This window comes from Sinorhizobium sp. (assembly GCF_059070375.1).
In genome coordinates this window covers 2,027,995-2,041,254 of record NZ_JCACWC010000003.1, presented here as the reverse complement: position 1 = coordinate 2,041,254, position 13,260 = coordinate 2,027,995, and the positions used below count along the sequence as shown (strand labels likewise).

At 61.5% G+C, this 13,260-nt stretch carries 15 protein-coding genes; 5 read left to right on the top strand and 10 right to left on the bottom strand.

What is annotated here, in order from left to right:
* Nucleotides 1-31: 31 nt before the first annotated feature.
* Nucleotides 32-1,045: a zinc ABC transporter substrate-binding protein ZnuA gene (znuA, locus tag AC5J09_RS21920; protein ID WP_338283564.1), complete on the bottom strand. Its 1,014-nt coding sequence runs from the start codon at nucleotides 1,043-1,045 to the stop codon at nucleotides 32-34.
* 143 nt (nucleotides 1,046-1,188) lie between these two features.
* Here znuA and AC5J09_RS21915 point away from each other — a divergent pair, with 143 nt between their 5' ends.
* The 3 genes from AC5J09_RS21915 to AC5J09_RS21905 are packed head-to-tail and all read left to right on the top strand — an operon-like array spanning nucleotide 1,189 to nucleotide 3,309.
* Entirely contained in the window at nucleotides 1,189-2,094 is a 906-nt protein-coding gene (locus tag AC5J09_RS21915) for a metal ABC transporter ATP-binding protein (RefSeq protein ID WP_018095205.1), read from the top strand.
* A complete protein-coding gene (gene znuB / locus AC5J09_RS21910; protein WP_275597790.1) occupies nucleotides 2,087-2,914 on the top strand; it encodes a zinc ABC transporter permease subunit ZnuB in 828 nt (275 codons plus the stop codon). The genes AC5J09_RS21915 and znuB overlap by 8 nt, the downstream gene beginning before the upstream one ends.
* Entirely contained in the window at nucleotides 2,914-3,309 is a 396-nt protein-coding gene (locus AC5J09_RS21905; protein WP_003536852.1) for a Fur family transcriptional regulator, read from the top strand. The genes znuB and AC5J09_RS21905 overlap by 1 nt, the downstream gene beginning before the upstream one ends.
* 9 nt (nucleotides 3,310-3,318) lie before the next feature.
* Here AC5J09_RS21905 and AC5J09_RS21900 read toward each other — a convergent pair whose 3' ends face one another.
* From AC5J09_RS21900 to AC5J09_RS21885, 4 genes are all read right to left on the bottom strand, one after another.
* Nucleotides 3,319-3,849, bottom strand: coding sequence for a gamma carbonic anhydrase family protein (locus AC5J09_RS21900; protein WP_127712763.1), 531 nt, complete (start codon nucleotides 3,847-3,849; stop codon nucleotides 3,319-3,321).
* Nucleotides 3,850-3,898: 49 nt separating this feature from the next.
* The gene (locus AC5J09_RS21895; protein WP_494298472.1) at nucleotides 3,899-4,585 is read right to left on the bottom strand and encodes a fumarylacetoacetate hydrolase family protein; all 687 of its coding nucleotides are present in this window, start codon (nucleotides 4,583-4,585) and stop codon (nucleotides 3,899-3,901) included.
* Nucleotides 4,586-4,772: 187 nt separating this feature from the next.
* Entirely contained in the window at nucleotides 4,773-4,982 is a 210-nt protein-coding gene (locus AC5J09_RS21890) for a hypothetical protein (protein ID WP_100673707.1), read from the bottom strand.
* Between the two features lie 989 nt (nucleotides 4,983-5,971).
* Nucleotides 5,972-6,208, bottom strand: coding sequence for a DUF982 domain-containing protein (locus AC5J09_RS21885; protein WP_003536844.1), 237 nt, complete (start codon nucleotides 6,206-6,208; stop codon nucleotides 5,972-5,974).
* A gap of 427 nt (nucleotides 6,209-6,635) precedes the next feature.
* Between AC5J09_RS21885 and AC5J09_RS21880 the strand changes: the two genes are divergently transcribed.
* Complete coding sequence (locus AC5J09_RS21880; RefSeq protein WP_100673706.1) at nucleotides 6,636-6,884, top strand: hypothetical protein; 249 nt, start codon at nucleotides 6,636-6,638, stop codon at nucleotides 6,882-6,884.
* 158 nt (nucleotides 6,885-7,042) lie between these two features.
* Here AC5J09_RS21880 and AC5J09_RS21875 read toward each other — a convergent pair whose 3' ends face one another.
* The 5 genes from AC5J09_RS21875 to AC5J09_RS21855 all read right to left on the bottom strand — a co-directional run bounded on the left by AC5J09_RS21875 (nucleotide 7,043) and on the right by AC5J09_RS21855 (nucleotide 11,759).
* Nucleotides 7,043-7,759, bottom strand: coding sequence for a hypothetical protein (locus tag AC5J09_RS21875; protein ID WP_494298471.1), 717 nt, complete (start codon nucleotides 7,757-7,759; stop codon nucleotides 7,043-7,045).
* A 478-nt stretch (nucleotides 7,760-8,237) separates the two neighbouring features.
* Complete coding sequence (locus AC5J09_RS21870; RefSeq protein WP_494298470.1) at nucleotides 8,238-9,155, bottom strand: NADP-dependent oxidoreductase; 918 nt, start codon at nucleotides 9,153-9,155, stop codon at nucleotides 8,238-8,240.
* A 191-nt stretch (nucleotides 9,156-9,346) separates the two neighbouring features.
* Nucleotides 9,347-9,892, bottom strand: a complete 546-nt coding sequence (locus AC5J09_RS21865) for a carboxymuconolactone decarboxylase family protein (protein ID WP_494298469.1) — start codon at nucleotides 9,890-9,892, stop codon at nucleotides 9,347-9,349.
* 34 nt (nucleotides 9,893-9,926) lie between these two features.
* Nucleotides 9,927-10,670, bottom strand: coding sequence for a nitroreductase family protein (locus tag AC5J09_RS21860; protein ID WP_494298468.1), 744 nt, complete (start codon nucleotides 10,668-10,670; stop codon nucleotides 9,927-9,929).
* Between the two features lie 132 nt (nucleotides 10,671-10,802).
* A complete protein-coding gene (locus AC5J09_RS21855; RefSeq protein ID WP_494298467.1) occupies nucleotides 10,803-11,759 on the bottom strand; it encodes a cupin domain-containing protein in 957 nt (318 codons plus the stop codon).
* A 209-nt stretch (nucleotides 11,760-11,968) separates the two neighbouring features.
* On the opposite strand from AC5J09_RS21855, the gene dusA reads away from it, so the two are divergent.
* Nucleotides 11,969-13,126, top strand: a complete 1,158-nt coding sequence (gene dusA, locus AC5J09_RS21850) for a tRNA dihydrouridine(20/20a) synthase DusA (protein WP_494298466.1) — start codon at nucleotides 11,969-11,971, stop codon at nucleotides 13,124-13,126.
* Nucleotides 13,127-13,260 lie beyond the last annotated feature (134 nt).

Here is a 13,260-nt window from a genome sequence, read left to right as displayed (position 1 = left end):
GCGGCGGCGGTGGCCCGAATCTCAACAGGCCTTAGCTCGCCGAAGATAGGCATTCCTTCAGCGAGACGCCGATGTTTTCCATCATCTGGAAGTAGAGATCCGGTCCGGCCTCGAGGGTGCCGGCTTCCGGATCGAGCGTGCCGGATTTCGCCGGCGTGCCTTCGATGACGACACTGACGAGCTTGGGCTCGAACTGCGGCTCGGCGAAGACGCAGGTCGCGCCCAATTCCTTGATCTTCGCGCGGATCTCGGAGAGCCGTTCCGCGCCGGGCAGCACTTCCGGGCTGACGGTGATCGAACCGGCGACGCGCACCTGGTAACGGTTCTCGAAATACTGATAGGCATCGTGGAAGACGACGAAAGGCTTGTCCTTGATTGCAGCCACCGTCTCGGCGAGACCCTTGTCGAGAGCGTCGATCCGCTCGTTGAACCTCTCCAGATTGGCCTTGTAGGTGGCGGCGTTGGACGGATCGGCCGCGGCCAAAGTCTTCTCGATCTCCGTCGCCATGGCCTTGGCGTTCATCGGATCGAGCCACATATGCATGTCGAATTCGCCTTCTGCATGATGATGATCGTCATGCTTATCGGCATGCTCGGCACCGTCCGCTTCGCCGGCATGGGCATCGCCATGATCTTCGTGGCCGGCTTCCCCGCCGTGCCCCTCTTCCCCGTGATCATGCCCCTCGAAGGCGCCGCCCTCGCGGAACTTCAGCTTCTCCAGCCCGGGAGCCTCGCCGAGTTCGACCACCTGGGCACCTGTGCCGAGCGTATCAAGCGGCTTGTCGAGGAAAGCCTCCAGGCCTGGTCCGACCCAGAACACGACCTTTGCCGCCTGCAGTGCCGCGGCGTTCGACGGCTTCATGGTGTAGGTATGAGGGGAGGCGCCGCCCTCGACGATGAGCGAGGGTTCGCCGACGCCCTGCATGATCGAGGCGACCAGCGAATGGACCGGCTTGATCGAGACGACCACATTGGGCGCCTCCGCAAATGCGGGGGAGGCAAGGAGAAGCGTCGAGGCGAACAGGAGGGCAGTCGTCGAATTCATCGTTTTCTCCGAATTGTCCGGTTGCTGCAGCCGGCGTTTACGGCCGGACATTGCTTGAAACGGCGTTGTTATGTTATTACATCAATTGCGTTATGCTATAACGTGTGCGATAGCCAGTGGCAACCACCAGCCGGAACTTTTTGATGTTGAACTTCCGATCACCAGAAACGACGCCCTTGGTCAGCCTCGCCAATGCCGGAGTGCGGCGAAACGGCAGATGGCTGGTGCGCGGCGTCGATTTTTCGATCAGCCGCGGCGAGATCGTCACCCTCATAGGGCCGAACGGGTCGGGAAAATCGACGACGGCGAAGACGGCGATCGGGGTTCTCAAGCCGGATGAGGGACACGTCGACCGGCTCGCAGGGCTGAAAGTCGGCTATGTGCCGCAGAAGCTTGCCGTCGACTGGACGCTGCCGCTGACGGTGGAGCGGCTGATGACGCTGACTGGCCCACTCAAGGGGCGAGAGATCGAAGAGTCGCTCGCAGCGACGGGCATGCTGCACATGGCGAAGGCCGAGGTGCAGCACCTTTCGGGTGGCGAGTTCCAGCGGGCGCTGCTTGCCCGCGCGATCGCCCGCAAACCCGACCTGCTGGTCCTGGACGAGCCGGTGCAGGGGGTCGATTTTTCCGGGGAGATAGCCCTCTACGAATTGATCAAGCAGATCCGCAACCGCACCGGCTGCGGTATCCTGCTCATTTCCCACGATCTCCATATCGTCATGGCGGAAACCGATACGGTCGTCTGCCTCAACGGCCACGTCTGCTGTCGCGGAACGCCGCAGGTGGTGAGCCAGAGTCCGGAATATCTCAAACTCTTCGGCCGCCGGGCCGCCGGCGCGCTTGCGGTTTACAGTCATCACCACGACCATACGCACCTCCCGGACGGGCGGGTGCTGCATGCCGACGGCAGCATCACCGAAAGCTGCTTCCCGGACGACGGCCACCATCATGACGAAGAGGCCGACAACATTCACGATCACGATCCGGACTGCGGCTGCGGCCATCACGCGCGGCTCCAGGGTTACGGGACGGAGAAGCGCGATGCTTGACGATTTCTTCATTCGCGCGCTCGTCGCCGGAATTGGCATCGCCATGGTCGCCGGGCCGCTCGGTTGCTTCGTCATCTGGCGTCGCATGGCCTATTTCGGCGATACGATGGCACATTCGGCGCTGCTCGGGGTGGCGCTCTCGCTGCTCATGGACCTCAACCTCATGGTAAGCGTGTTTATCGTCGCTTCCGTCGTCTCGGTGCTGCTTCTCTTCCTGCAGAAGCGCGGCGCGCTCTCCACCGACGCGCTGCTCGGCATTCTCTCGCACTCGGCGCTGTCGATCGGCCTCGTCATCGTCGCCTTCATGACCTGGGTCCGGATCGACCTCGTCGGCTTCCTCTTCGGCGACATCCTCGCGGTATCCCGCGCCGATATCGACATCGTCTGGGGCGGTGGCATTCTGGTGATCTTCGCGCTGGTCTATCTCTGGCGGCCGTTGCTCGCATCGACCGTCAATCCGGAACTGGCCGAAGCGGAAGGCCTCGAGCCAGAGAGGGCGCGGTTCTTCTTCATGCTGCTGATGGCTCTGGTGATTGCGATCGCCATGAAGATCGTCGGCATCCTGCTGATCACCTCGCTGCTGATCATACCGGCGGCAACCGCCCGTCGCTTCGCCTCGTCTCCGGAAGTCATGGCTGTCTACGCCTCGCTGATCGGCGCGGTCGCCGTTGCCGGCGGGCTTTTCGGCTCGCTTCACTGGGATACGCCGTCGGGACCGTCGATCGTGGTTGCCGCGCTGGTCCTTTTCGTGCTGAGTCTGCTGCCGGTCGGCCGCCGGATCGAGAGCGCCCCGCATACTTCGGATGGAGGACATCACTGATGGTTACGCCCCAACTGACCAAGAACCAGTCGCTGGTGATGGGGGCGCTGGCCCATTCGGACGGTCCGATGAGCGCTTACACCATTCTCGACAAGCTGCGCGACAATGGCTTTCGTGCACCGCTGCAGGTCTATCGCGCGCTCGACAAGCTGCTCGAGTACGGGCTGGTTCATCGGCTGGAGAGCCTCAACGCCTTCGTGGCCTGCAGCTGCCCGCATGAACACGAGCACGACCACGGTGTCACGGCCTTCACCATCTGCGAAGGCTGCGGCCAGGTGACCGAGTTTCATGACGAGGTGATCGAGGATCGGCTTTCCACGCTCGTGCGCGCGCAGGAGTTCAAGACCGAGAAGACGACGATCGAGATCCGCGGACACTGCAAGAGCTGCGCGTGAGGCCGCGTATCAATCCAGCAGCGTAAGCTGGGCGGCGTAACGCTGCCAATTCTTCACATAATGTTCGGCCGAACGCTTCAATCCCTCGACGGCGGCGTCATCGAGGGTCCGCACCATCTTGGCCGGAGCGCCGACGATGAGAGAATTGTCGGGGAATTCCTTCCCCTCGGTGACCAGCGCGTTGGCGCCGACGAGGCAATTGCGGCCGATCTTCGCGCCGTTCAATATCGTCGCTCCCATGCCGATCAGCGAATTGTCCCCGATGGTGCAGCCGTGAACGATAGCCCGGTGACCGATGGTGCAGCCTTCGCCTATGGAAACCGGGTGACCGGGATCGACATGGATGATGACGGCCTCCTGGATGTTCGTGCGCGCGCCGATGCGGATCGGCTCGTTGTCGCCGCGCAGCGTCGCGCCGAACCAGATGCCGACGTCCTCGCCGAGCTCAACCTGCCCGATGATGGTTGCGTCCGGCGCTACCCAGTAGCTGCCTTCGGTCGGCGTCTGCGGTCTGAGCGGTCCTAGAGCGTAAAGCGGCATGGCGGCTGCGTCCTTTGGTCGAAGGCGGTGAATTTCGCCCTTCCGTTTCTCAAACGATGTTGACGGAGATCGCGCCGATCCCGTCGATGCCGCAGGCCACGACATCGCCTTGCGTGACGGCACCCACACCTGACGGCGTTCCGGTCATGATGATGTCGCCCGGCGCGAGAGTGAAGAGGCGGGAAAGCTCGGCGATGATCTCGGGCACCTTCCAGATCATCTGGTCGAGGTCGCCCTGTTGGCGCAGTTCGCCATTGACCTTGAGCCATATATTGCCGCTTGCGGGATGACCGATCGCGGTGACGGGGACGATCGTGGAAACCGGCGCGGAATGCTCGAACGCCTTGGCGGCCGTCCACGGCTTGCCCGCCTTCTTGGCTTCCGCCTGCAGATCCCGGCGGGTGAAGTCGATGCCGACGGCATAACCGAAGATGTGATCGGCTGCCTGCTCGACGGGAATATCCGCGCCCCCGGTGCGCATGGCGACGACCAGCTCAACCTCGTGATGAACGTCGGAAGAGCGCGTCGGATAGGGAAAATCCTCGCCCGGCGGCAGAAGATTGTCGGCGTTTTTCTGAAAGAAGAAGGGCGCCTCACGGTCCGGGTCGTGACCCATCTCGCGGGCGTGGGCCGCATAGTTGCGGCCGACACAATAGACCCGGCGCACCGGAAACCCGACGGAGCTGCCGGAGATCGGCAGCAGGACGAGGGGCGGGGGTGTCAGGGCTGTCTGCATGATCGTCCGGCTCCATCATTCGGTCTCGGTCTGGCCCGAGCGGTTCGTTCGCAGAAATCGACGCACCAGCACCGCCCCCTAGGTCAGGGCGACGCCGAAGCGAATCTGGAGAGAAGGACGTTAGCAGCCGGACGGGCTGCTGCAATAGGCAGGGCGTGAGAATGATGCCTGAGCCGTGCTCTCGGGGTCAGGCGCAGCGCGCATAGGCCTCGAGTTGGTCACGCGTGAGGAAGCGGCCGTCGGACCGCGAGTTGAGTTCCGGATGACTGTATTCGAGGCTTGGTACCTGGGGAAGCTCAAGGGCCTGGCGCACGGTCATGATGCCGATTTCCTTCCGGCCGCTTTCGCGCCTCATGCTGACTTCGACGATACGATAGAGATTACGCTCTCTCATCATAGCTCTCCCGTATTATTTCTTATGTCCCTCTTTTGATGGGACCTTAAACATTCGATATTGGTTTTTGTAAGACGGAATAGAATATAACGCCGCCAGATGAAGCCTTCACGACAGAAATCGGGCGAATTCGCGAAGTTTTCACACTCATTTCGAGGCTGGACCGCGCGATTGCAAAGATCGCATTCTCATATTCGCGGATTAACACACGGGAACGGTTATATTAGAGGTTCCTTTGTTTTTCAAGCCGACCGGCCGGGTGTGACCGAATATTGCGCCGCACAAGAATTGTATTACCAATACAGGGGGTCCGACTGGAGGCGCCCAGCATCGATCCACCCAGGCGGCGGAAAATCGTCGCCAATCAGCTATCGTCATCGACAACCTCTATAACCGCAAGCGTAAAGGATCGATCAGTGTTGCGGTCGGTTGCCCGGTATATCGTGAGCTAAGGCCTGTTGAGAGTCGGACCGCCCGCCGCCGCCTGTTTGATTTCCTCATTCCCGTGCTCGTCACAGGGATCCAGCCAGACCAAGTCCTTGGGCTGAAAGAACCCTTCGCGCACCGCAGACGCGGCGCTGCTCTCATCCCTGTGACGAGCACCGGGATGAGGACGGAGGAGAGATTGCAGTCCTCCGATACCTTCCTGAGGCCCGTTGATATTCGGGCCGCCCGCCGCCGCCTGTTTCCCTCATTCCTGTGCTCGTCACAGGAATCCAGCCAGACCAAGTCCTTGGGCTGAAAGAACGCTTCCCGCGCCGCAGACGCGGCGCTGCTCTCATCCCTATGACGAGCAAGGGAGGAAGGACGGAGGAGAGACTGCAGTCCTCTGAACAGTTTCCTACAGCGCCGCGCGTCTTATGAGACGCGCAAAGGTCGCTGGAGCACTTTGAGCTGCGTCGCCATGCGTGCCGACAAAATCGATCAGAGCTTCAACGCCATTATCGATCTCTCAGCAGCCGTCATAAACTCAAAATGAATCTCAACAGGCCCTAGTGCGCTTTAAGACGCGCCTCCTCAGCGGCGGAAAGAAAGAGTCTGCGTGCTTCCTCGCAGGTACGACGCCCGTCGATCGCGGCGCGGCACGCGCTGCGCGCGGCGACATAGTAGGGGCCGCGATACGGCCAATGGTCTGCGAGGCAACGGAGCGCGTCGGACGGTCCCTTGACCATGCGCACGTCACCCCCGGTCATACCAAGCTCGATGGGATTGCTCCACAAGACCTGCATGCTTCTCCTCCTGGATCGCAGCGACGCGGCAATCAGGCCGCGTCAGGGTATGTTCGGTTCCAATCGGGCGACAAAGCGACGGACACCGGCTTCGATTGCCGCTTTCCCGCTCCCGGGATCATGTACAAGAACGCTGTCGGGCCTGCCGGGTTCCCTCCCGAGAAGCCCGGAGAACGAGCCGAGCGCTTCAATGTAGCTCAGGGAATCCGGTTTGTCCGCAATTTTGCTGGGACATGATTTTCCTCCTGCCCGCCGCCGCGGCCGATCAGATATCTTCGCCGCAGCGACGCTTTGCTCATGGTCGAAGGAGCCCTTATCTGGAGTTGTCCTTTCCCTCGCCACCCGTATTGCGCTGCATCCCCTCAAAAGGCGGGGTTTCAAGCACTTGGCCCCCATTCTATACCTTTTCTGCTGTTGGAGGGCTCGAATGGTGAGGGTTGCAGAGATCCGTTTGACTTGGTTGCCGCTGCAGAATGGGACTTTCTGCGCGATGCTTGGCAGACATGAAGTCGCCTTCGTCATGAAACGTCAGGCCATGAGCGATTGGGCCTGGCGCATCTCCCATTGCAACGGTACCGGTGAAACGGGCTTCCGCTACGCGCCGACGCTCGAGGGCGCCAAGGCGGAGGTTCTTGCCGGCATCCAGGAGTGGTTCCGCCAGGCGGGATTTCAATGAGCTTCGACCGCGTCTGATTGCGGCAGTAGAGCGGGATGAGGAGAAAAGTGTGCCGTTTTCCGCCCGCATCCCGCTCTAACTTCGTAGAGTCGATCACGTTCATGATGTTAGGTCGACCCGACCTGAATCACCGTGATCCAACGACTATTGCTACCGTGTCAGTCGCTCGACGTGGAAGCGGGAGTTTCGCCGCCGCCGGAGCCGCTATCCTGGCCACCGCCTGAGCCGCTGTCCTGACCGCCGCCGGAGCCTTCGCCGCCACCGGAGCCTTCGCCGCCACCGGAGCCTTCGCCGCCACCGGAGCCGCTGTCCTGACCGCCACCGGAGCCGCTGTCCTGACCGCCACCGGAGCCGCTGTCCTGACCGCCGCCTGAGCCGCTATCCTGGCCACCGCCGGAGCCGCTATCCTGACCGCCGCCGGAGCCGGTATCCTGGCCGCCGCCGGAGCCGGTATCCTGACCGCCGCCGGAACCGCTGTCCTGGCCACCGCCGGAACCGCTATCCTGACCGCCGCCGGAGCCGGTATCCTGGCCGCCGCCGGAGCCGCTGTCCTGTCCGCCGCCGGAGCCGGTATCCTGGCCGCCGCCGGAACCGGTATCCTGACCGCCGCCGGAACCGCTGTCCTGGCCGCCGCCGGAGCCGGTATCCTGACCGCCGCCGGAGCCGCTGTCCTGACCGCCACCGGAGCCCGTCTCCTGACCTCCGGCTGGCGCGCTCCCGGCGTCGGCAACGACAAGGACGTCACCATGAGGACCGGCAAGCGCTGTACTCTGACGCAGGCCGTCATCGAACGACGCGAGTGAGGCAAATGGCGTGGCAACGACATAGGCGAGACCAAGCAATGAGCCGATGATAGTTTTTCCTGTTCTACGCATTGTCCTGCTTCCTTCCCTAAAGTTTAGGACATGTTTCGAACCTCAGCCTCCAGCGCGGCGCAGGATGGCACAGAAAGTGATGTCTTACGCAAGAATATTATAACCGTCTGATCTTCAACAGAATATCCAGTTACAGCCCTCAGGAGCCGCCCGAATTTTGCCACAAGATACAATCGACAGTATTAATTGCGAAGGAACAATACATCCGAACATCTGTTTCGGATCTGTTTCTTCTATCGGTTATATTAACGATCCCTCTTTCACTCGGCGATTGTGCGCGTGATTTGCTACAAGCCTCGGACCGCTGCCGTATGTAGCAATGCGCTGACGAGACAGGATGGAATCGGTGCCACAGACGGGAAGACGGTATTTCAAGGCACCGGTCTTTGCGGTGGCCGCCGTCGCATGGAGGCCTATCCGGCAGGAAGATACGGCTGCTTCAAGTCCCCCGCGAATATCCTCGGTTCTCGCCAAGTCCTCACGGGAGAACGCGGATGACCGTCTTTCCGGCGCGTCGCTCCGTGGAATTGAAGGTGGCGATCGCATCGTCCAGACTCGAAATCTTGCCGATGTTCGTCCGCAGTCTTCCGTCCCGGACGCGCTGAACGATCTCCGAGAGCTGGCCACGATCAGCCTCTACGACGAAGTCAACCACCAGGCCATCCACAGGTCGGATATCCGTCGGTCCGACGGCTGTCACAAGCGTTCCTCCGGCCCGGATCAGCGCTACGGACCGCCTCTGAACATCGCCGCCGATAACGTCGAATATCAGATCGACGCGGCCGACGTCTTCCAGGGTGTCGTTTCCAAGATCGACGAATTCATTTGCACCGAAGTCCAGAGCTCTCTGGCGGTCAGCGGCGCGTCCGGTGCCGATGACATAGGCGCCGGCTTCCCGCGCAAGCTGCGTCACGATCGAGCCGACGGCGCCAGCTGCGCCGTGTGCGAGGACGCTCTGCCCCGCCTGCAGGCGGCCATGCTGAAACAGTCCCTGCCATGCGGTCAGGCCGGATATTGGCAGGCTTGCGCCCACCGTGAAGTCGACGTTGCCGGGCAATGGCGCGAGGTTGCGGGCCTCCATGGCGACGTACTCAGCGAGTGTGCCGTCGCGATACCAGTCCGACAGGCCGAACACCGGCTGGCCGATCGACAGCCCCGTGGTGCCATAGCCCAGCGCGGTGATCACACCGGCCAGCTCATGGCCGAGAATCGATGGCGTCCGGTCACGAAAGGCCCGATCCGTCCAGGTTGAAGGCCAATCCAGTTCGGTGTTGACGAACCCCGCCGCATGAACCTCAACGACGACGTCGTTTATCGCGGCCTGCGGCTCGGGTCGCTCCACCAGCTTCATTCCGGCTGTTCCCGCAGCCTGGTCGGTCACTACGATCGCTTTCATGGGAATTGTCTCCTCAGATATTTGTTGGCTTGTAATAATTCAGGCGTGGAAGATGTTTTCGATCTCCCGCGCAACTCGTTACCGGCTTGACGCCTTTTCAAAGACCTTGTTGTCGAGTTGCTGTGTGATGTCGCGCGGCGAGCCCGGCTTATTTCGGGTTCAACCGCGCGGAGATTGCGGCAGGACCGGGCTTAGATAGAGCCGGCCGGGGTAACGGCGGGAAAGTCCCGCTCGGGGTCGAACACGTTGTTGAAGAAGTTCGTCAGGGAGTACATGGCGACCAGCGCAACGATCTCGATGATGTTCGCATCGGTGTAGCCGACATCGCGGACGGCTTTCAGGTCTGCATCACCAACGTGCCCTCGGGCCTCGATGACTTTGCGCGCGAACTGGACTGCGGCGTCTCGTTTCGGGTCGTTTGCATGACCCTTCCGGGCGAGAATGATGTCATCCGCCGATAACTTTGCCATATGTTCCGCGGTGTAGCTGTGGACCGTCAGGCAATAATTGCAGCCATTCACCTCCGAGACGGCAAGGCCGATACTATCGCGCGTCCTCACATCGAGCGCCTTGCTGAGGGAGCCAAGCAGCGTGGCCCATGCGTTGAATGCGATCGGGCTCTGCGCGAAGGCCGCCATCATATTTGGGGTGAACCCGATGCTCTTCGTGAATGCATCGAGAGTTGGTTTCGATTCTGCCGGTACATGTTCGGGTTCCAGGGCAATAGTTCTAGACATCATACTCTCCATAAGTATCTGTTTGGACTGTGGATTATGCAAAGGACAGGACGTCGGCCACCGGCAGGCGCGGCTTCTGCGGCCAGTTGCCGGTCCGCTCCGGCCCGACGGTCAGAAGCATGACCGGCACTTCGTCCTCGATCAGGCCGAACTCGCGGTGCACGGCTTCCGCGTCGAACCCGATCATCGGCGTCGAACCCAGGCCGAGGGAGCGAGCTGCATAGATGATGGCCGCGGTGCCGAAGGTAGCGGAACGTACCGCCTCGTCGCGCTGCCGTTGGGGTTGACCGTCATACAGCCCGCGAGCGGGGATTTCCCATTCCGGCACCAGGTGCGCTGGCATGATGCCGGCTTCCACTACCGGCGCCAGGCGCTCCGGGACGGTGCTGGCATCGGCCAACCTGCCGACGATGATGAAGGTAACGGCGGCGTCGGTGATTGCGGGCTGGTTCCAGGCGATCGGACGTAGCCGTGCCTTGGCGTCAGGCGTACGGACTGCGATAAACCGCCAGTTCTGCAGGTGGAACGATGTCGGCGCGGAGGTGCCGATCCGCACCAGGTCGCGGATCTCACCATCGCTCAGGGTGGCGGCTGGGTCGTAGTACTTGGCAGCACTACGGCTCAGAATGGTTTCGATGACGGCATTCGTCGGCGTTGGCTGCGCGTGCGAATGGGACGGTTGGGGCGCGAGAGCGATTCCGGGGATCTCGGTCCGTGCGTGGATTTCGGCGTCTGTGCCGGTTGCGGTTTCGTTGGCGGCGATACTGATGCAGTTCATTGGATGGCTCCTTCATCAAGTGATGACGGAACCCAATTTACGAATGACGATGCAAACATCGAGACTGGATTGGCTCAATGTGATGCGCGAAAGGATCAAACTAGCGCATATGAGCTAAGATCGTCCTGGGGCCTACGCGCCATTGTGCGCCAGTCGGCGCCATTCCCCCGGCGTCATCCCCATCCTTTCCGCAAACACCCGTCGAAATGCGGAAACGGATTGATATCCCACCGTCTCGGCCACGGCTTCAGTGCTTATTGCCGGCTTCTTGAGTTCGTTGGCTGCCAGACTCATGCGGAGATCGGTCAACAAGTCGAGCGCGGAGCAACCTAGCCTATCTTGAAAGTGCCGCATGAACGTGGCGCGTGACATGCCGCACAAATCCGCCAGATCAGGCAGTTTCCATGGATGGGCCGGATCGCCAAGCATGGCCGCAATGGCTGGAGCAAGTCGCGGATGGCCGGCCAGGGCCAACAAGCCTTCGGGGGCTTTCTCGGATTCGCTCGCCGCTCGCAGTACCAGTGTGAACAGGGCCGAAGAAAGGGCGTTGAGAACGGCGCGTCCTCCCGCTCGGTCGCCGGCGGACTCCATACGCATCAGCCTCACCAGACTGGCCAGTTGGTTGGAAGCGGAACCGATACCATCTTCTCCACGGCTGTCCGTGGCCCGCGCCACGAGATTTGTGGGGAGGTAGTTACGGATCAGTCGATCATGAGGCGGCGCGATGAAAAATCGACCGCACAACAGATCGAGTTGCTCGCCCTGGCTATCGTTCTCGCTCAGCATCCATCCGGCAGACCTCCGGTGTTGCCGGGTATGGATAGGAGTTTGCCCGCTACCGTCGTGCAGTACATGCGCTGCACCATGAGGTAGCAGCACGATATCTCCGCTCACCAACTCCCTCGTCGTTTTCGTCTCCGGATCCTCGAAAACGGCCCGACCCTGGACGATGGCGTGGTAGGGGATTTCGTTCGCCGCAGCCCGGCCCCAGTCCACACGCCATGGCGCACCGTAGGTACAGCGGACCTCGAGCTGACCGGTTACGGTGACGATTTGCAGGAGATGGCTCAACCAATCGACTTCAGACATTGGACCTCGAGACTTTCAGGAAATCGCCATGTGATTGAAATAGTCGCGGCAGACATCCTCGACCGGGATGATCGCCTTTCTGCCCATTCCGGCACTTCGCTAGACGATGGTGCCCATGTTTTTGCTATAAGCCTCCGGCCATTTGCTACATTGTAGCAATAGCACAGCAGGAACGGGCTAAAAACGCGTCAAATGAGAGCCAACCGGACATGAAAGAAACAGCGCAAACCGCTGGTAAGCAAGATAAAAACAGGTACTTCAAGGCACCCGTCTTTGCCGTTGCGCCGATGATCGACTGGACCGATCGTCATTATCGATTTTTCGCGCGCCTGCTGTCGAGGCATGCTTTGCTCTATACGGAAATGATCGTCGCGGATGCGATTCTGCGCGGCGACCGGGAAAAGCTGCTCGGCCACGATGCCTCTGAACATCCGGTCGCCCTGCAACTTGGCGGCAGCGATCCGACGAAGATGGCGGAGGCGGCGCGGATCGCAGAAGGCTTCGGCTACGACGAGATCAACATGAATGTCGGCTGCCCGTCAGACCGGGTGCAATCGGGCACCTTCGGGGCTTGTCTGATGCAGGAGCCGGCGTTGGTCGCCGACTGCATCGCGGCGATGAGGGCGGCGGTCAAGATTCCGGTCACGGTCAAATGTCGTATCGGCGTCGACGATCAGGATCCGGAAGTCGCGCTTCGCGACCTCGTCGGGCGCGTCAAGGATGCCGGAGCGGATGCCGTGTGGGTGCATGCGCGAAAGGCATGGCTCAAAGGGCTGAGCCCGAGAGAGAACCGCGAGGTTCCGCCACTCGACTATGGCCTCGTACACCGCCTCAAGGCGGAAAATACGAATCTTTTCATCGGTCTCAATGGGGGTCTTCAAAAGCTGGATCAGGCGCTGTCCCACCTCGATCCGCGGTCGCTACCGACGGGAGGAGCCACCGGGACTGCGGCAGAGGCCGCATGCGGCGCTCCTCTCGACGGTGTGATGCTGGGCCGTGCGGCCTATCACGACAGCGGCTTGCTGACTGCCGCCGACGGCTATTTCGTCCACCCGCTGACGGGGGCCGCGCCCATGCCGATCGACCCCGACGGCTTTTCCGATCGTAATCATAATCTGTCGCTGGAATTCTGGTCCGGTATCCGCGATGCCATGGCGAACCATGCCGCTGCGCATATCGAGAATGGCGGCCGGCTGATCCACGTTACGCGGCACATGGTCGGGCTCTTCCAAGGCTGGCCCGGCGCGCGGCGCTATCGTCAGATACTCTCTGCCGACGCCACCCGCAAGGACGCCGGTCCGCAAGTCATCCACACTGCTTTCGACGCGGTGTTCGAGGCGGTAACGGCAAGGCAGGCGGCAGAGTAACGCGACTGCGCCGCCAGTCTCCTTCGCCGGCGAGGGGAAGGCGGGCGGCAGGTGGCAGGTGGGATGGGGTGCTCTCCAACGAAAAGCGGCGCCTCTTGCGAAGCGCCGCTCTTCACGCTTTGTCGAACGCCAGG